Origin of the sequence: Cohnella lupini, assembly GCF_003386205.1 — a bacterium.
Classification (GTDB): Bacteria; Bacillota; Bacilli; order Paenibacillales; family Paenibacillaceae; genus Cohnella; species Cohnella lupini.
Map to the genome: position 1 here is coordinate 340,406 of NZ_QRDY01000002.1, position 18,100 is coordinate 358,505.

The 18,100-nt window shown below is 54.0% G+C and carries 14 protein-coding genes; 9 read left to right on the top strand and 5 right to left on the bottom strand.

What is annotated here, in order from left to right; all coding sequences use genetic code 11:
• The first annotated feature begins 12 nt into the window (after positions 1 to 12).
• Positions 13 to 375 (top strand): eCIS core domain-containing protein, encoded by a 363-nt coding sequence (locus DFP95_RS05755; protein WP_115991619.1) that lies wholly within the window; start codon positions 13 to 15, stop codon positions 373 to 375.
• Here the strand turns inward: DFP95_RS05755 and DFP95_RS05760 are convergent.
• On the bottom strand, positions 362 to 1,294 hold the full coding sequence (locus DFP95_RS05760; protein WP_181907279.1) for an AraC family transcriptional regulator: 933 nt from the start codon (positions 1,292 to 1,294) through the stop codon (positions 362 to 364). The genes DFP95_RS05755 and DFP95_RS05760 overlap by 14 nt on opposite strands.
• 150 nt (positions 1,295 to 1,444) lie before the next feature.
• Here DFP95_RS05760 and DFP95_RS05765 point away from each other — a divergent pair, with 150 nt between their 5' ends.
• Positions 1,445 to 4,336 carry a family 78 glycoside hydrolase catalytic domain gene (locus DFP95_RS05765; protein ID WP_115991621.1) on the top strand — a complete coding sequence of 964 codons (2,892 nt, stop codon included), beginning with the start codon at positions 1,445 to 1,447 and terminating at the stop codon, positions 4,334 to 4,336.
• Between the two features lie 58 nt (positions 4,337 to 4,394).
• On the opposite strand, the gene DFP95_RS05770 is transcribed toward DFP95_RS05765, so the two are convergent.
• Positions 4,395 to 5,273 carry an AraC family transcriptional regulator gene (locus tag DFP95_RS05770; protein WP_115991622.1) on the bottom strand — a complete coding sequence of 293 codons (879 nt, stop codon included), beginning with the start codon at positions 5,271 to 5,273 and terminating at the stop codon, positions 4,395 to 4,397.
• A 137-nt stretch (positions 5,274 to 5,410) separates the two neighbouring features.
• Here DFP95_RS05770 and DFP95_RS05775 point away from each other — a divergent pair, with 137 nt between their 5' ends.
• The 3 genes from DFP95_RS05775 (at position 5,411) to DFP95_RS05785 (ending at position 9,554) form a co-directional block, all read left to right on the top strand.
• Positions 5,411 to 7,021 (top strand): glycoside hydrolase family 36 protein, encoded by a 1,611-nt coding sequence (locus DFP95_RS05775; protein WP_115991623.1) that lies wholly within the window; start codon positions 5,411 to 5,413, stop codon positions 7,019 to 7,021.
• A gap of 162 nt (positions 7,022 to 7,183) precedes the next feature.
• Positions 7,184 to 8,515: a cytochrome ubiquinol oxidase subunit I gene (locus tag DFP95_RS05780; protein ID WP_115991624.1), complete on the top strand. Its 1,332-nt coding sequence runs from the start codon at positions 7,184 to 7,186 to the stop codon at positions 8,513 to 8,515.
• Between the two features lie 4 nt (positions 8,516 to 8,519).
• Complete coding sequence (locus DFP95_RS05785; protein WP_115991625.1) at positions 8,520 to 9,554, top strand: cytochrome d ubiquinol oxidase subunit II; 1,035 nt, start codon at positions 8,520 to 8,522, stop codon at positions 9,552 to 9,554.
• A 65-nt stretch (positions 9,555 to 9,619) separates the two neighbouring features.
• Here the strand turns inward: DFP95_RS05785 and DFP95_RS05790 are convergent, their stop codons facing one another.
• A complete protein-coding gene (locus DFP95_RS05790) occupies positions 9,620 to 10,387 on the bottom strand; it encodes a TIM barrel protein (protein ID WP_115991626.1) in 768 nt (255 codons plus the stop codon).
• A 1-nt stretch (position 10,388) separates the two neighbouring features.
• Entirely contained in the window at positions 10,389 to 11,381 is a 993-nt protein-coding gene (locus DFP95_RS05795) for a Gfo/Idh/MocA family protein (protein WP_115991627.1), read from the bottom strand.
• A gap of 129 nt (positions 11,382 to 11,510) precedes the next feature.
• On the opposite strand from DFP95_RS05795, the gene DFP95_RS05800 reads away from it, so the two are divergent.
• Positions 11,511 to 12,347 carry an AraC family transcriptional regulator gene (locus DFP95_RS05800; protein WP_115991628.1) on the top strand — a complete coding sequence of 279 codons (837 nt, stop codon included), beginning with the start codon at positions 11,511 to 11,513 and terminating at the stop codon, positions 12,345 to 12,347.
• Between the two features lie 254 nt (positions 12,348 to 12,601).
• Here DFP95_RS05800 and DFP95_RS05805 read toward each other — a convergent pair whose 3' ends face one another.
• Entirely contained in the window at positions 12,602 to 13,492 is an 891-nt protein-coding gene (locus tag DFP95_RS05805; protein WP_245987432.1) for an AraC family transcriptional regulator, read from the bottom strand.
• A 130-nt stretch (positions 13,493 to 13,622) separates the two neighbouring features.
• Between DFP95_RS05805 and DFP95_RS05810 the strand changes: the two genes are divergently transcribed.
• The 3 genes from DFP95_RS05810 (at position 13,623) to DFP95_RS05815 (ending at position 18,050) form a co-directional block, all read left to right on the top strand.
• On the top strand, positions 13,623 to 15,767 hold the full coding sequence (locus tag DFP95_RS05810) for a beta-galactosidase (RefSeq protein ID WP_181907281.1): 2,145 nt from the start codon (positions 13,623 to 13,625) through the stop codon (positions 15,765 to 15,767).
• 33 nt (positions 15,768 to 15,800) lie between these two features.
• A complete protein-coding gene (locus DFP95_RS28635) occupies positions 15,801 to 16,481 on the top strand; it encodes a hypothetical protein (protein WP_147304137.1) in 681 nt (226 codons plus the stop codon).
• Positions 16,482 to 16,715: 234 nt separating this feature from the next.
• On the top strand, positions 16,716 to 18,050 hold the full coding sequence (locus tag DFP95_RS05815; RefSeq protein ID WP_115991631.1) for an extracellular solute-binding protein: 1,335 nt from the start codon (positions 16,716 to 16,718) through the stop codon (positions 18,048 to 18,050).
• The last annotated feature ends 50 nt before the right edge of the window (positions 18,051 to 18,100 follow it).

The window sequence follows — 18,100 nt, forward strand, 5'->3', positions numbered from 1 at the left end:
AGGTGGAAACCAATGGGATTCCGGTTCACTCCGAATGCCAAGTCGAATGAGAGTCTAGCTTCGCATTCTAGATCTTCCCGTTCAAGCTCGCCGGCGTCGTCTTCGGCGTCCGGCGGCATGACGCCAGAGCACATGCTTGAGCTGCAGGCCCAGATCGGCAATCAGCAGACGATGGCGATGGCGGAAGCGCCAGGAGCGAGGTTGCCTTATTTCGAGCAAATCCAGGCTTCATTTGGTCGCTCCGACGGAGGCGTGAGGATTCATGATCCCGCGCCGTTGCAAGCGTCAGCCTACGCGCAAGGTTCCGACATCCATGTGGCTTCCGGCCAGGAGCAGCATCTCCCCCACGAGGCTTCGCATGTCATTCAGCAGTAGCTGAGCGATTTGCCCGACGGGAGTCGCCGGTAAGCGAATGGCTCTGGCGATAACGTGCCGGAGTCGTGCCGGTTGCCAATTTAAATAGGCGATGGAAACGTTTGAGATCTTGAATGCCCACCCGCACGGCGATGTCCGCGACGGAGAGGGAAGCGGAAGAAGGGTCGGCCAGCAGCTCGCAGCTGCGGTCGATCCTTTCTTTTTGCAGGAGTGCGGTGAAGGTCAGGCCACTATGTTCGGTTAGGTAACGTTGAAGCTGCCTTGTTCCGATACCGGCTTGACGAGCGACGGAGGAGATCGGTAGCTTTCCGTGAAGGTTCTCGCGAACGTAAAGGTAAATGCTGTCCATCCGTTCGTAGGGGGAAGCTTCGGCTCCAGGCCGAGGAAGAGGAAGAGGAGCCAACGCGCGTTCCATTCCTATGAGCAGTTGGAGGAGCAATCCGCACATCATCGTCTCGTAGCCCGTTCGCTTATTCTCGAACTCCATTAGCAAAGACTCGAACAGACGACCGAATTCGCCCGTTTTTTCGCGCGTGTGCAGCCACTGCTCCGTCTCGGGGTTAATCTCGCGGAAACGGTACAAGCCGTATTCGACGGGCAGGGTCGACGTCAGGAAACGAAAGATCGTTTCGTCGAAAATGCAATTTCCGATAATAAGCGGTTCTTTGGGATTAGGAGAGGACGGGCGGAAAATATGGGAAACGCCGACGGGAAGAAAAAATAGATCCCCTTGAGAGACGCGAATCGTTCGATCCCCGACGTAATGAAATCCGCTCCCCGCCCATACGTAACAAATTTCGATGAAATCGTGCGCGTGTTCGGCCAAATCGAACCGTTCGCGTACCCGATTAACGAATAAGGCCAAGCCGTTCGCGAAAAACTTTTCTCCTTTTTCGAGGACTGGATCAGGTTTGCGCATGAGCATAGGCACTCCTTCCGAACATCATTAAGTCGCAGAGTATGAAGTCATTATACACCTACATTTTGTCGTGATAAACCCATAACGGAAGCGCTTTATTTTTTTACAATAGAGGGGCAGGACAATAAACTCGGGGAAGTGTTGTCGACAATGAACTGGCAGGCGTCATGGATATGGGGAGACGGGGAACAAAGTCCGCGTAACGAATGGAGATGCTTCCGATCGGTCTTCGAAGCGCCTTCGATGGGGACGAACACGGCGTCATTAAAGATAACGGCGGATTCGCGATACGTGTTATACGTGAACGGCACGCAGCTCGGGCGGGGACCGGTTCGTTCTTGGCCCTTCGAGCAGTCTTACGATACGTATGAAGTCGGTCATTTGCTGAAAGCGGGAGAAGCCAACACGATAGCGGTTATGGTCATGCACTTCGGCGTTTCTACGTTCTACTACCTTCGCGGGCGCGGCGGTTTGCTTGCCCAGCTAGAGTACGGAGACGGGACCGTTGCGCTAACGACCGATGCCGCTTGGAAGACCTCCAAGCACGAAGGCCAGCATTCGAGATCGCCTCGCATGTCTTGCCAGCACGCTTTCGCGGAATACGTGGACGCTTCTGCTTGGGACGCCGAGTGGATCGGCCGGGAGTTCGACGATTCGGGATGGCGGAACGCGCTCGAACTGGGGCCGGCCGGAATGGAGCCGTGGACGACGCTAAAACCGAGGGATATTCCCATGCTGACGGAAGAGATCGTCCATCCCGTTAGAGTGGAATCTCTCGTTAGATACAAGTCGTTCCAGCTTTCGGCGGCTATCGACGTTCGATCCGCTTTGGTGGAAGGAAGCGAGGATCATTCCAACGTCGTCGAGTTGACCGGGTTCGTGGCAAGCTCGATAAGAACGAGCCGTCCGGCGCGGGCTACGCTAGGTTTTCTGGCTAGCGGGGAGTGCTTGAACGCCTTGTCGGTAAACGGGGAAACGATCGGGATGGATCGGTTGTACGGCAGCCAGCCCGAGAGGTATGTGGACGTGGAGCTGAAGGCGGGAGATAACCTGCTGCTCGTAGACGTATCCGGCGGCATGCATACAGGGAAGCTTCAGATCGGCGTTTACGCGGAAGACGCGGACGAGCTGGCATTCGCAACGCCGTTGTCGCGTTTCGCGGGGCAGTCGACATTTTGCACCGTAGGTCCTTTCGACTTCGTCGTGAATTTGGATCATCAGGATCGCCGCGAGATTGATCGGGAACTCGGCGGATATAAGGAATTGCTCGGATCGGTCAAGCAAGCCGCGGATCTCGAGAAGTATGTTGACAGTCTCCGTCCGATAGATCTCAAATACGTATCGGAAGCGGATGTCTTCAGCGAATGCGTTTGGAAAAAAGACCGTGCGGATATAGCCGTTCCCGCGCAACTGCAGAACGCTGTCATTCCGAATGGAGATGCGGCAATCGTTCCGGTATACGAAGGGTACGACACGGAGATTTTGCTGGATTTCGGCAAAGAGTATTCGGGTTACTTATCGTTCGAGGTCGAGGCGGCGGAAGGAACCGTCTTGGATTGGTACGGCTTCGAGTATATGTTAGGGGAATATCGTCAGGATATGTTCGGGCTTGACCATACGCTTAGATACGTAAGCCGGTCTGGCCGTCAGTCGTATACGTCTCCGGTCCGCCGAGGATTCAGGTACTTGGCGTTAACGGTAAGAAAAGCCGAAGCTCCGGTAAAAATTCACGGAATAACTTTCGCCCAAAGCAACTATCCGGTCGCCGAAGTCGGTAGATTCGAGTGTTCGGATCCGTTGCTTAACGACATCTGGGAAATCAGTCGCCATACGACCAAGCTTTGCATGGAGGACACGTTCGTCGATTGCCCAGCTTTCGAGCAGACATTCTGGGTAGGCGATAGCCGTAACGAAGCGCTCGTCAGCAACTACCTATACGGCGTGCAGGACATTCTGAAGCGTTGCTTAAGGCTTGTCCCGGGATCGAAGTATCAGACGCCGCTTTATGCGGACCAAGTGCCGAGCGGATGGAGCAGCGTCATTCCGAACTGGACGTTTTTCTGGGCGATCGCCTGCTCCGAATATTACGAGCAAACCGACGATAAGGCTTTCGCCGTGGAGATGTACGATCATATCCGCTACACGATGGACCATTATTTGCTCAAAATCGACGGAAGCGGGCTGTTCAACGTCAAAGGATGGAATTTGCTGGATTGGTCTCCGATCGATCAACCGAACGACGGGATCGTGACGCATCAGAACGTCTTCTTGGTGCAAACACTGCGTGTTGCCGTCGCAATGGGCCGACTGGCCGGGGACGCGGAAGGCTCGGCTCGCTTCGGGGAGGCTGCGGATAAGTTGGCAGCGGCAATCAACGAGCAACTGTGGGACGAGGAGAAGCAGGTATACATCGATTGCATTCATGCCGACGGTCGACGATCAACCGTGACCAGCATGCAAACCCAAGTCGTCGCATCGCTAACGGGAGTGGCGCAGGGCGAACGGAAATCGGTCATTGACAAGTACTTGATTCAACCGCCCGAGCATTTCGTTCAGATCGGAAGTCCGTTCATGTCGTTCTTCTACTACGAAGCGTTGGCGAAAGTCGGCGAAGTGAAGCTGATTCTCGATGATATACGCCATAACTACGGCAACATGATCGCCCACGGAGCGACGACCTGCTGGGAACAATATCCGAACTTCCTCGAGAATCGCGCGAATCCGGATATGGTGACCCGCAGTCATTGCCACGCATGGTCTTCCGCTCCGGCTTATTTTCTCGGCAGGGAAACCTTGGGCGTTCGTAGCTCGGCGCCGGGCTGGAGCGTCGTCGAGATCGCGCCGGTTCCGTGCGGACTGGAATGGGCGCGCGGCAGCGTACCGCATCCGTCGGGCGGAAGGATCGACGTGTCGTGGAAAGCCGACGAGGCTACCCGAACGATGAGTATTAACGTGACGTACCCGTCGGATATCCGGATGATCGTCAAGCTTCCAGAAGGTTATAACGGCGAGATCAAGGAAAGAAAGCTGGAACGGATTTAGATATTCTATAAGTCAAGCCGTCTCGGTGGATCGCGAATCCTCCGAGACGTTTTTTGCGTTATTGGAACTTCTTGCGGTAAGCGGATGGAGTCAGACCTTTTTTGCGGCCGAACACGCGGTTAAACGTACCGATGGACCCGAAGCCGGTTTGCGAGGCGATATCGGTAATTTTCAATGCCGACGTCGATAATAAAGCGCAAGCATGCCGTAGTCTCACGTCTTGCAGGTAGTCGCCGAAGCTTTGACCGGTGTGCTGCTTAAAGAGCACGCTTAGACGGGTCTCGTGATAATGATGAACGCGGGCTACTTCTGCGAGAGCTAACGTCTCGGAATAGCGAGCTTCTACGTAAGAAACGACTTTGCCGAACGACTTATGGCGGTTGGAACCGTTGCCGGCTAGTTGGGCCGGGCGATCGGAGATCGTAGGGGCCGCAGACTTTCGAGACCTGTCGAATAGGACGAGCAGCTCGAGCAACAGGCTGCGCAACACGACGTTCTTCCAAGCGGATTCTCCGCGATGCTCCTTGAACATATCGTCCAGCAGCCGGTCGGCTCTTGACCTGTCCGTCTCGTCAAGCGAACAATTCGGCGGTAATGAATCGTCCTCATGGAGCAATTGCTCCAATCCCGCGCCCGTTTCCGGGGTTCCCATAAGAAGGCTAGGGGACATGCCGCTATGATATAAGGTTAACGGGGTTCCGGGATCCGAGACGATCTCGTGATATTGAAACGGGAGCAAGAACGTTAACGTGCCCGGCTTTAACGGATAACGGACGCCGTTAATGATCTCCGTTCCATGACCTTCGCGGACGTAAGAGAATTCCAGGAAGTCATGGCGGTGGGCGGCAAGAGTCCCGTCGATCACGGACAGGTCGATGGAGAACGGAAACTGCTTGTTCATATTCGTATAATTTCTCATGTATCCGGGCTGTTGCATCTCGATGCCGCTTCCTTTCTCGCACGTCTCATGAAATGAGAACAAGACTCTAACTATTGAGAGGTTTATCGAATCGCATCTCTTTATTATAAAGTCAGAGAACGGATTCGAACACTACCGAAGGCAGGTATAATCTCATGATGGATATCGATTTGATCAGGGAACCGGACTGGGCTTGGATCGAAACGGAAGAGGGGAGCTCGGCGCTTGAAAAAGGTACGGCGGGATGGCGGAATTCCGATGCCGGACTCGAATTCGGAATTGCCGGCGGCGTTCTTGGCATAAGCATTAGCGCTCCAAGAACGGCGGTTAAACGCATAGTGATGCGATGGAAACATGGGCTTCGAGCCGGAGGCGGCTTGCAAGTATACGGAGATCACTGGGAACGCGGCTATGGCGACCTGGAGTGGCGCCAAATGGTGCCCGAGAGAGTAATGCCGTGGTATGCGATCATTCACGACGGGGCGCATTCGTTCGGTTTCGGGGTGAAAACGGGCGGGAGGTCCTTCTCCCATTGGCGGCTCGATAGGAACGGAGTCACGCTAGTATCCGATATTAGCTGCGGGGCGGAGGGCGTTCTATTAGGAAGCAGAATTCTGCCAGCGGCGGAAGTTGTGCAATATGCCGGCGAAGAAGGCGAGAGCGCTCATTCGGCGGCGAATCGTCTATGCCGGAGTTTGTGCGATACGCCAGTCATGCCGGAGCAACCTATCTATGGCGGCAACAATTGGTACTATACTTACGGAGTGAGCTCGCATGAGGAAGTCGTAGCGGACGCCCGTTTCATCTCGGAGTTGGCGGAAGGATTATCGAATCGCCCTTATATGATCATCGACGACGGATGGCAAATTAACGGCAACATACCCGAATACAACGGAGGGCCTTGGGTAGGGAACCGCAAATTTCCGGATATGCGCGGATTGGCGGAAGAGATGTCCGAAGCCGGCGTGAGACCGGGGATTTGGTTCCGTCCGCTGCTTACTTCGGAGCGCGTGCCGGAGTCGTGGATACTCAAGGGAAGCGCGGATAGGTGCTTGGATCCCAGTCATCCCGATGTGCTTCGATACGTAGCCGAGGATATGAAGACGCTCGTCCAATGGGGGTTCAAGCTGATTAAGCACGACTTCAGCACGTTTGATCTGTTGGGCGAATGGGGTTTTAAAATGGGATCCCGGCCCATCGGCTCGCGACATTCCTTCTCGGACCGATCGAGAACGACCGCGGAGATCATCGTGGACTTCTATCGCGCAATCGCGGATGCCGCCAGCGATGCCTTGGTGATCGGTTGCAATACGATCGGACATCTGGCCGCCGGCCTTTTCGCCATCCAGAGAACCGGCGACGATACGAGCGGCAAGGGTTGGGAGCGAACCCGACGAATGGGAATCAACACGTTGGCGTTCCGCATGCATCAGCATGGAGCGTTCTTCAGCCATGACGCGGATTGCGTAGCGTTGACATCGTTTACCCCTTGGCAAGAAAGCAAGCAGTGGTTGGAGTTGGTGGCCAATAGCGGCACTCCGCTGTTTCTTTCCGCTAAGCCGGGATCTTTGGATGCCGAGCAGACGGAAGCGGTGCGCAATGCTTTCCGGATAGCGTCGATGCCGCAGCCGGCCGCGGAACCGCTGGACTGGCTTCGAACGACTTGCGCCTCGCGCTGGAAATTCGGGAAGCGGGAAGCGGAGTTCGATTGGTACGGGGAAGAAGGCATCCGCGAAGAGGAAAGGGATAGTATTTGGTGGAAGTGAAAGATCGCTATATCATCATCCGCAGCCATCTCCGGCTGTGGATTTTTTGTGACAGAAGCATGCGTCATCGGATTTTGATTGATTTGAGATTCATGAATATACATCTTTTCCCATCCGCGGCGGAATACTACCCGAAGACTAGCAGGGAGGCGGATGCGAGAGATGGATTCGGTTGTGATGGCAAGGGCTTTGTTCGGTAGCTCCATGGCTTTTCATATTATTTTCGCGACTCTCGGCGTAGGCGTGCCGCTAATGATCGTATTCGCGGAGATCTTCGCCGGCATTACGAAAAACTCAGACTATTCCCTCATGGCGAAACGCTGGACGAAAGCTCAGGCGATTCTGCTCGGAGTAGCTATTCCCTCGGGAACGATCGTGGGCGTTATGCTATCGATGCTGTGGCCCGGATTCATGGAGATCATGGGACAGGTCATCGCGGTACCCTTCCAAGTGGAAATATGGGCTTTTTTCCTGGAAGCGTTGTTTATGTCGATTTATATTTACGCCGCGGATCGCTTGTCGCGCAAGCTGCGAATACTCAGCGTCATTATGGTATCCTTCGGGTCGGCCTCTTCCGCGGTGCTGATTACGAACGTTCATGCTTGGATGAACACTCCTCGGGGTTTCAAGCTCGCGGACGGCAAAGTAACGGACGTGCATCCGCTTCAAGCGATATTCAATCCAAGCTTCGCCGTAACGGCAATTCATGTCGTCGCTTCGGCGTTCATGACCGGTGCTTTCTGCGTCGGATCGATTGCCGCCTATAAGCTATTGAAGAAGGGCAAGTCGGAGAGAGAACGGGAGTATCACAGAAGAAGCCTCTATCTCGCGTTGATCGTCGGCTTGGTCTGCTCCATGGCTACGGCGATCAACGGCCACTTCACGGCGCAGATGCTCCATCATTATTTGCCTTTGAAGCTTGCCGCGGCGGAAGGGTTGTTCGAAACGGGACCTCACGCCGCCTTGGAAATCTTCGGCAGCACCAGCTTGGAGAAGCAAGAAGTGGTTGGCGGGATTACGATTCCCAGTGCGCTCAGCTTTCTGGCGACGGACCGGTTCGACGGAGTCGTTCGGGGATTGAACGACTATCCACGCGAGCTGTGGCCGCCGCTATATATCCACACGTTATTTAATCTGATGGTCATTATCGGCGGGTTCTTAGTAGCGCTGTCTTTTGGAGCGTTATTCTATCGACTTGTCCTGAAGCGCCCCTATCCCCGTTGGCTGCTAGCTGTACTTGTGGCCGGAGGACCGTTATCTCTTATCGGAATAGAAACGGGCTGGATTTTCAGTTGCACCGGAAGGCAACCCTGGGTTATTAGCGGAGTACAGAAAACGGCGGACGCGGCAACCTTGTCGGACAATATCGGCGTATTGTTCGGCTTGTTCATAGGCCTGTACGTGTTGCTCATGATCCTCACGATCACGGTTATGCGGTATTATTTCAAACGCAAGCCTGTGGCGCGCGAGCTGGGCGTAACGGAGGGGAGCTAAGAGAATGGATCATGCTACGGTGGCTATTGCGCTCGTGTGGGCTTTAATATTCGCGTATGCCATTCTAGGATCGGTGGATTTCGGAGCGGGTTTCTGGGCGTTGGTTTTCGACCGAAGATCCGGCACGAGAGCGGCGCAGATCGCCAATCGGTATTTGTCTCCGTCTTGGGAAGTCACGAACGTGTTTCTCGTGCTGATTACGGTCGCCATGGTCGGGTTTTTCCCGAAAGCGGCGTTCTGGCTCGGTACGATATTGCTCGTTCCCGTCAGCTTGGTGCTTATTCTGCTTACGATTCGCAGCAGCTTCATGGTGTACAGCTATTCGACGAAGCGATACAGCAGGCCGCTGCGATGGGTATCCGGACTAACGGGAGTGCTGATTCCGGGTCTGCTGCTCAGCGTATTGCCTGTTTCGCTCGGAGGCTTCGTCGAGTTATCGTCCGAAGGCAATCCGTCGTTGTTATTCGGTAAGCTGCTGTCGAGCCCGACGGAGTATGCGCACTTGGCCTTCGGCATCTCCTCCGAGCTATTCTTGGCGGCTTTGTTCTTGTCCGACTATGCCCATGAAGCGGGGGAAACCTCTACCTATCTTTCGTACCGGAAAGTCGCGGTGGCCATGGGGCCGTTAACGTTGTTAACTGCCGTTCTGGCCATCTACACGATGACTCCGGAAGCAGCTTGGATCGTGGTGAGGATAGGCGAGCACTTGCCATGGTTTCTGGCTTCGATCGTCTCGTTCGCGATCGGGTACAGCGCGTTATGGATCAAGGACGGGCAACGTCCTCCAGGACGACCACGCCTGGCGGTCACCTTCGTCATCGGACAATATTTTCTGGCGAGCGTCGGCTACGGCATGGCTCACTTGCCCTATATCCTGTATCCCCATCTGACTATCGGACAAGCGATTACGAACGATGCGTTATTTCGCTCGCTGCTCGTGTCCTATTCGATCGGGATCGCCGTGCTCGCCCCCGGCTTCTATTTGTTCTGGCGGTTGTTCCTCAAAGACAAGAAGTATATTTCGCGGCAAGGGGAGTAGGCAAAGGTACCGACCGGAAGCGTTAGCTCTCGGTCGGTACCTTATTAAGATTATACTTCCACGTCTTACTCCACTTGAGACAACACGTTGTCCTTGAATTGGCGGACCGCGACGTCGGTGTCGATCGTATAGCCGCATTCCAAGCCGACGAAACCTTCGAAGCCCGTTCCTTTGATCGCGTTCAGGATGTTGACGTAGTTCAGCTCGCCCGTGCCCGGCTGCTTGCGTCCGGGATTATCCGCGATGTGATAGTGGTTGATCCGGTCGATATAACCCGTCGCGTTGCGGATGACGTTTCCTTCCGTGATCTGCTGATGATAAACGTCGAAGACAAGCTTAACGTTCGGGCTGCCGACTTGATCGATGACGTCGACCGATTCGTCCGACCGCTGCAAGAAATGCCCCTTATGATCGACTAGACCGTTCAACGGTTCGACTTCTAATACGATGCCTGCTTCTTCGAAAAGGGGAGCGCAACGTTTGAGCGTTTCCACCATCGTTTGCCTTTGAATATCGCGCGGAATTCCGTCCACGACGTTGCCCGTTTGGGAGATGACGGAGCGAATATTAAGAATTTTGCAAGCTTCGATGGTTTGGCGGATACCCTCCAAATAAGCATCGCGGTAGGATACGTCGACTAAGCTGATGAACTTGGTGCAGGTCGCGCTGATCCCGACGCCGATGCGTTCTTGCTCCTTGGCTACTTGACGGAGGTCTTTCAATTCCCACCACGCGTAATACTCCAATCCGTGAAAGCCGTGCTCCTTGATTTTCTCCAGATGATAGATTTCGTCTTTGCCCGAATAGGCTCCGATACATAATGAGTATTTCATTTCAGCTAAGCACCCCTTGTGGATTCGTTAAAAGAATAGGTTTGCCGGAAACGGCCGATTCGTTGGCCGCTATCGTGATTTCATGAGACCGCAGCGAGTCTTCGTAATCCGATAGAATAAGCGATGTATCTCCGGTTCTTAAGGCGTGAATGAAAGCTTCGTCTTCCACGAAATAAGGATTGGCTACGTTCGAATGGGTTTGCTTACCTTCGGAAGTGATCTCATGGAGAGCATCGCTTCGAAGCTCGAGTATCCCGTTGCTCGTGTAAATGTCCAGACCTACATGATGTCCGACCGGTAACAGGCAAGTGTTGGAGATCGTCGCCACCATTCCGTTGGCCAGCTTTAGAGTGACCGAGCCGACGTCCGGCACGTCGGTGCCTTCGACCTTCTCGCCCATCACTTGAAGAGCGTAAGCGGCATACACCTCTCGAACTTCCCCGCAAAGATAACGGAGCAAATCCACGATATGGGTCGTTTGCTCGACGAATTGCCCGCCCGAGCCGGATTGCGTTCTCCACCAAGGAACCATAGGCATACCGCCCATCCAGTAGCCGAGGGCCATACCCGGCTTGCTGTTCTCTAGAAGCCGTTTGGCAAGCCCCGCGGATTCATTATACCTCCAATGATAGCCTACGGAAGTAGTCAATTTCTTCGCTTTCACCAATTGTCCGATTCGGTGCGGTGTTTCGTTGTCGATTCCTAGCGGCTTTTCCACCAAAAAAGGAATTCCCCGTTCGACGAGCTTGCTTTCCGCCTCGCCATGCGCCATGGGAGGGACGCAGACGTATACGCCATCTAAGCTCTCGCCATCCAGCATGTCGTCCAGGTTTGAGAACGCTTTCGCTCCGTCGTGCTCGGAGGCGGTTATTTGAGCGCGCTCCAGATTTACGTCGTAGAACGCCGATAATTTAATTCCGTCCATTTGCACCAAGTTCTTCAGGTGATGATTGGCGATTCCTCCAGATCCGATAAAACCAAGCTTAATCGTCATGGCTTCTTCACTCCCGGTCAATAGAGTATAATATAATTCAACTTCGACCCTATTTTAGATCAACGGATAACGAATTGAAATATAATATAATTCATATATCGTATAGGAAAATGAAACTGGAGGTCCATCATGAACAACTCATATAGCAGATACTTCGTGACGACGGAATGGGATCGCGGATTGCCTCTGCATCTCACGAGCGTCGGTTGCTTGGGGCATCAAACGGCGATAAACAGAGAGCACGGTTACAATGGCTTTCATTGGCTGCACACGGTCGAAGGTTGCGGCGAATTTACGGTTAACGGCACAACCGTGAAGCTGAATCCCAACCAAGGCATTCTGCTGAAGCCGAACGTTCCTCATAGCTATTTTCCGGAAACGGCGGTTTGGTCGACTTGGTACATGACTTTCGATGGCGCTTTGTCCACGCCGATTACGGCATCCCTCGACATTCCGCAGATGACCCCGCTGAGTTGGGAAACCGATTGCCCGCTTGCGAACATTCATGAGCAATATAACGAGAAGTGCGGGTACAGCTTTGATTTTGCGGGCATTAACGGATCGTTAGAGGTGTATTCCTTCTTGGCTCAAATCAAGAGGTACGGGCAAATCAGCGGACAGCCTTCCCTCTCCAAAGGCCATGAGAGGCTAACGCCGATTTATTTGCTGATCGAGGAGCAGTATGGGGATGCGGCGCTCGGACTTGGCCGAATGGCGGAGACGCTGGGGGTAAGCCCGCAGTACTTGAACACGTTGTTTCGCAAAAGCTGGGGCATCAGCCCCTATCAGTATTTGGTGCAGTTTCGCGTCCAGAAGTCGAAGGAGTTGCTGCTGGCGAACCGTAACCGCACGGTCAAGGAAATCTCGCAGGCGGTTGGCTTTCAGGACGATAGCCATTTCGTGCATACGTTCCGCAAGCTGGCTGGCGCGACTCCGACTCAGTTTCGGCTGCAGTACGGGGAGTAAGTGGACTAACTCCGCCCGCCGCGGTCGAATTCGCCGGAGATAGTGCGGGAATCGGACTAACTCCGCTTGCCGCGGCCGAATTCGCCGAAGATAGTACGCGCATCGAACTAACTCCGCCCGCCGCGGTCGAATTCGCCGGAGATAGTGCTCAAATCGGACTAACTCCGCCCACCGCGGCCGAATTCGCTCGAGATAGTAAGCGAATCGGACTAACTCCGCCCAATCCGCCTTCCCCCCCGTCTCACCGCCACCTGTCAGCCCATTCCTTTTACCCGTAGGACGAACTGTTTGGGAGTTAACCCCTTATGGGCTCGGAAATGACGGATAAAATAGCTGGTGTGCGAGAATCCGCATTCCAACGCAACGCGAGTGACGCTCCAATAGGTCGTGAGCAACAGTTTCTCGGCTTCGGAAATGCGGCGATAATGCAAATAGCGGACGAAGCTATGACCCGTGATTTGTTTGAAGCATCTCGCGAAATGACTGTAGCTCATCCCGCACAGCCGGGCCGCATCGGAAGCGGTCAGGTCTTCTTTGAAGCGGTATTCCAGATGCTCGAAGATCGGTTTGATGCTGTCCAACGAAGAAGCGGCGAACGAAGGAAATCCCGCCTGCGCCGGTTCTTGGTTCATCCAAAAGCGTAGCATCCATAAGAAAATACTCGTAAACGCCGACCGCATCGCAAGCTCGAAGCCGTACCTCTGCTGCTCGTACTCTCTATGGATGTCCATGACGAGCGCGGGAATCGGGCTGCCGTTTAAGACGCGTTGTCGAAAATGGCGTTCGTGTTGCCTGTTGCCCAGCAAGAACGGGAAGATGTATTTCGCTTCGAAAATCGTGCTGCCCGTATGGTATACGACCTCGGGAACAACGCTCAGAATCAAGTACTCCGCGTCGTCTTCCGGCGATATGTCTACCGCGTGCACCTCGTTCGCGTTGATGAGCAATAAATCGCCTTCGAGAGCGAGGTAGGATCTGCCTCCGATATGAAAAGTTCCCTGCCCGCGAGTGATGTAGAGCAATTCGAGATGGGTGTGCCAATGAGCCGGGAAATGGTAACCGAGGCGCGCGGTGTCATGCGATTTGCAGGCGAACGGATGCTGGGAGACTCCTCCGGTGAAACGTTTCTCTTCCGTCGAACCCATCGTCACATACTTCATCTCCTTGGGGCTATGATGATAGAATCGTGCTATTTTTCTCCGGGAATATTGTATCACTTATCATAGTCGCATAGTAAGCTTTGAAAATAATGCGGTTAGGATGGGAGAGATCAGCGTGCCGGAACGGGTCAGAATCGGGAGCCAACTGTTCATTAACAAGGACGATACACCGGAATACGTCAAACGAATGGTCGTGTCGATGAAAGAAAACGGATTGGAGATTATCCGTCTATTTATGATATGGGAGCAGTTGGAGCCGTCCGACGGAAAGTGGAGCTTCGATAATTACGATGCGTGCTTCGAGCAGGCGGCGTTGTCGGGACTTACGGTCGTGCCGACGCTTATGTCGGTCAGTCCGCCGGGCTGGATGCGCTTGACGGAAGGGCCTCAGTCGTTAGCGGATTTGGATGATCCGGTGTTTCATGAACGGACGAAAGCCTATATCGAGAAGATCGTTGCCAGATACGGGAACCATTCGCAGTTGGATTCTTGGATTCTATGGAACGAGCCGAGTCGCGAGATCTACAAGACTCCTCATGCCATCAAGGCGTACTCCCGCTATTTGCAAGAGGTTTACGGGACGATCGAAGAGGTGAACAAGGGCTCCTATACGCAATATTCCAGTTTCGAAGAGTTGGAAAAAGGGATGGGCCGCACGCTTCAATCCTATGTGCAGCCTTTCGTTTCTTTTAACGAACAGTTGGAGTGGATAAGATTCACCGTGCGCAATATGGAGGAACAATTGATTTTCATCCGGGACGAGATTCGCAAGCTGGATCCCGTGCATCCGGTTCACGTGAATCCTCATAACATACAGCTCGATATGCAGAGAGTCGGTCAATCCGTCTGGATGGAAGCCGATCTCGTTGACTTCATGGGGTGTTCGGCTCATCCGATGTGGCATTCCTTGCGTTACCCGGAGCAAAGATGGACGCAATCCGTCGGGTATTTCTCGGATTTAATGAAGAGCGCGACCCGCGATCCGGAGCGCAAATTCTGGGTAAGCGAGCTGCAAGGAGGAACGACTTTGTATTCCTCGGAGAAGGCGTATACTCCATCCGGAACTACGATTAAGCATTGGATATGGGAAGGGATCGGCAGCGGGGCGAAAGCGGTCGTGTTCTGGTGCTTCAACTCGAGGAACGCGGGTTATGAAGCGGGCGAGTGGTCATTGTTGAACCAGTTGGAGAAGCCGTCGCCAAGATTGCTGGCGGCGAAACATGCCGCGGAGATCATCGGGGCGCACGAGGCATTATTCAGTGATTCGACCCCGGAAAGAGGCAAAGTATTGATCTTGTTTTCCGAACGGTCGATGTCCCTCGGACAAGTAGAGGGCGAAGGTCTAGATCCGTCGAATCCGAGAAACGGAAACATGTACGCGGACGCGGTGGCCGGCGCTCATCTGCTACTCTCGGATCTTTCCGTCACCGCAGAGCTTATCTCCGATAAGAGGTTGGCGGAAGAGGGCATTCGCGAGGAGATTCGGGCGTTGATCGTTCCGAATGCTATCGTCCTTGGAGCGGGAGAGATTGCCGCGATAGAGTCGTTCGTCAGTCGTGGCGGAATCGTAATCGCGGATGGACTTTCGGGGATGAAGGACGAGAACGGCAAACTCGCGGGAGAGTCGCTTCGGCGGTTAGCTGCCTTGTTCGGAGCCGAGGTCGAGGATATCGAGACGGCCGACGACGGGCTTGAATTGTACGGAACGGGCGGCGAGCTTGCGCTGCCGGGCTGGTTCTATCGGCTGCCGCTGGAGATCGTCGGAGCGGATGTTGACGTGTCGGCAAGATTCGCGGATGGCAGACCGGCGGTGACGTCGCGTAAGTACGGTGAGGGTAGCGCCATTCGAATCGGGACGAATGCGTTTCAGCGTTATTTTGCTATGCCGGATGCGGTAACGCTTAACTATGTCGAGTCGATCGTTCGCGATGCCGTATGGGAAAATATTCAATTAGTCGGGGATTCGGCAGCTGACGTGGACGCGGACACTGGCGCGGGCGTGAGCGTGAAGATGACGGTTAAGCGAGAAGCAGTCGGCGGGTTGAGATTAAAGACGCTAAACCACCCGGAAGGCAAAATACTCGTGTTCATTAACGAAAGCTCTCGTAGGACGGCAAAGGTGAGTTTTACGTTGGCGGGATTATTGAACGAGCTGAGCTCGGATACCGAAAGTGCCGTTCTCGAAATCTCCGCCGGATCGGTCGTGGAACTCAATGTCGAGGAGAACGGCGTATCGGTGTACGGATTTAAGTCGCGATGAGCGCTGGTTGGTTCGGAAGATAGGATATTTGAGATGAACGAAGTTGAATTGGCAGGTAGGGAAGATGAGATGAACGCGGGTGGATCGGAAGATATGGAAAGCATGAAGACGGGAGTTGTTGCGCGGGATAATCCGCGGAGCAACTCTTTTTTCTTTTTGTCGATATCCCATTCGTTCAGGAACCCTGCCGAACCTCCGCGCCCCACCAAGCCAGCACATTCCAACCAACAACCAGTACTCAACCTTAGCAGTCCAAATCGGGTTATTCCCGACACAGCCGGCATTTTGCACGGAAATACACGTCCAAATCGGGTTATTCCCGGCGCAGCAGGCATTTTGCACGGAGATACACGTCCAAACCGGGTAATTCCCGACGCAGCAGACAATTTGAACGGAGTTACACGTCCAAACCTGGTAATTTCCGTCGCTGCTGGCAATTTGAACGGAGATACACGTCCAAACCGGGTTATTCCCGACACAGCCGGCATTTTGCACGGAGATACACGTCCAAACCGGGTAATTCCCGACGCAGCAGACAATTTGAACGGAGTTACACGTCCAAACCTGGTAATTTCCGTCGCTGCTGGCAATTTGAACGGAGATACACGTCCAAACCGGGTTATTCCCGGCGCAGTTGCCAATTTGAACGGTGATACATGTCCAAACCGCTTTACTAAGTCACTCATCCATCTAACCAATCCCATTCACAGCTAACATTTTAGCCTGCTGTATGTGAGCAATGAGACTCCAAATGGGATGAATTACAAGTTATTCGTCAACACAAATCCTCCTCTCTCGTCGGGACGCACAAGTCACAATATTAGCCTTTCAGGTCACGAGGTTGGTGGTTGGGGGTGGTGCTCCGACCGTAAAATTAATCTCAAGAACCGCGGCAACGGCCGGGGGGCGACGACACTAACGGGTCCACAAAGAGAAGGGAGTTTCAACATGTTAAAAAGCAAAAAAATGCTCATGACGCTTTGTCTTATGCTAGTCGCTTCGTCGCTGGCGGCGTGCGGCGGCAATAACAACGGCAACAACGCGGGCAACTCGTCCGCTCCGGCAAGCTCGGAAGCGGCTGCTCCATCAGAATCGGCAAGCGCAAGCGCCCCTGCCAGCGAAACCAGCACGGAGCCGCCTAAACCGGCCGAGCTTACGATCTGGCCCGACACGAGCGAAGACAAGCTGGCCGTCATAGAAGCGGCAGCCAAAAAATACACCGAGCAAACCGGTATCGCGATCAACATCAAGCCGGTAGCGATGAACGACCAGCCGGACGTTCTCGCGCTTGACGGTCCCGCAGGCAAAGGCCCGGATTTGTTCTACCAACCGGGAATCGGCAGCCTTGTGGTGAAAGGCCTCGTGCAAGAGGTCAAGACGACCGACGCGATCAAAGACACGTATACACCGGAAGCTCTAGCGGCGCTTAGCCAAGCCGGCGTCCTGTACGGTCTTCCGCTAGTAACCGAAACGTACGCTTTGTTCTACAACAAGAAAATCGTCCCGCAGGCTCCGACAACGATGGCCGAGCTGGAAACGATCATGAAGGAGAAAACGGACGCTAAGAAACAAGAGTACGGCTTCTTGTTCGAAGCGGCAAACTTCTACTACGCATGGGCTTTCATGGGCGGTAATGGCGGTTATATTTTCAAAGATAACAGCGGAATTTATGACATTAACGATATCGGCTTGAACAAAGAAGGCGCCGTGAAAGGAGCCAACCTGATCCAAAGCTGGTTCACCAACGGATACCTTCCGAAGGGCGTCAACGGCGACGTTGTCGGCGGATTGTTCACGCAAGGGAAAGTCGGCGCGGTCATCAACGGGCCTTGGGCAATTACGGATTACAAAAAGGCGCTGGGCGACGATCTTGCCGTAGTTCCGATCCCGACTCTCGATGGCGGCGCTCACCCGACTTCCTTCATCGGAGTCAAAGGCTGGATGTTATCCAAGTTTTCCAAGAGTCCGGAATGGGCAACGGATTTTGCGGCTTTCCTGACGAACGAAGAGAACGCGCTCGAGTACTTTAAGCAAACTGGCGAAGTGCCGCCGGTCAAGAACGTGCTGAGCAACCCGATTCTGGCGGAAGATCCGCTCGTATCCGGCTTCTCCGGCCAAATCCAATACGGCATACCGTTCCCTACCGTTCCCGAATTGGATCACGTATGGGATCCGATGGCTAATGCGCTGAAATTCATCACCGAGGGCAAGGACGCTCAAGCGTCGCTCGACGATGCGGTCCAATTGGTTAGCGACAAGATGAAGATGGCCGGCGCGAAATAACGATACTGCAGCCGTAGGCAAGGGAAAGGGGCTCTCCGTAGTCCCTTTTC

Coding starts and splice junctions, on each gene's coding strand:
- DFP95_RS05755 (WP_115991619.1), top strand. CDS start 13: ATGGGATTCCGGTTCACTCCGAATGCCAAGTCGAATGAGAGTCTAGCT.
- DFP95_RS05760 (WP_181907279.1), bottom strand. CDS start 1,294: ATGCGCAAACCTGATCCAGTCCTCGAAAAAGGAGAAAAGTTTTTCGCG.
- DFP95_RS05765 (WP_115991621.1), top strand. CDS start 1,445: ATGAACTGGCAGGCGTCATGGATATGGGGAGACGGGGAACAAAGTCCG.
- DFP95_RS05770 (WP_115991622.1), bottom strand. CDS start 5,273: ATGCAACAGCCCGGATACATGAGAAATTATACGAATATGAACAAGCAG.
- DFP95_RS05775 (WP_115991623.1), top strand. CDS start 5,411: ATGATGGATATCGATTTGATCAGGGAACCGGACTGGGCTTGGATCGAA.
- DFP95_RS05780 (WP_115991624.1), top strand. CDS start 7,184: ATGGATTCGGTTGTGATGGCAAGGGCTTTGTTCGGTAGCTCCATGGCT.
- DFP95_RS05785 (WP_115991625.1), top strand. CDS start 8,520: ATGGATCATGCTACGGTGGCTATTGCGCTCGTGTGGGCTTTAATATTC.
- DFP95_RS05790 (WP_115991626.1), bottom strand. CDS start 10,387: ATGAAATACTCATTATGTATCGGAGCCTATTCGGGCAAAGACGAAATC.
- DFP95_RS05795 (WP_115991627.1), bottom strand. CDS start 11,381: ATGACGATTAAGCTTGGTTTTATCGGATCTGGAGGAATCGCCAATCAT.
- DFP95_RS05800 (WP_115991628.1), top strand. CDS start 11,511: ATGAACAACTCATATAGCAGATACTTCGTGACGACGGAATGGGATCGC.
- DFP95_RS05805 (WP_245987432.1), bottom strand. CDS start 13,492: ATGGGTTCGACGGAAGAGAAACGTTTCACCGGAGGAGTCTCCCAGCAT.
- DFP95_RS28635 (WP_147304137.1), top strand. CDS start 15,801: ATGAACGAAGTTGAATTGGCAGGTAGGGAAGATGAGATGAACGCGGGT.
- DFP95_RS05815 (WP_115991631.1), top strand. CDS start 16,716: ATGTTAAAAAGCAAAAAAATGCTCATGACGCTTTGTCTTATGCTAGTC.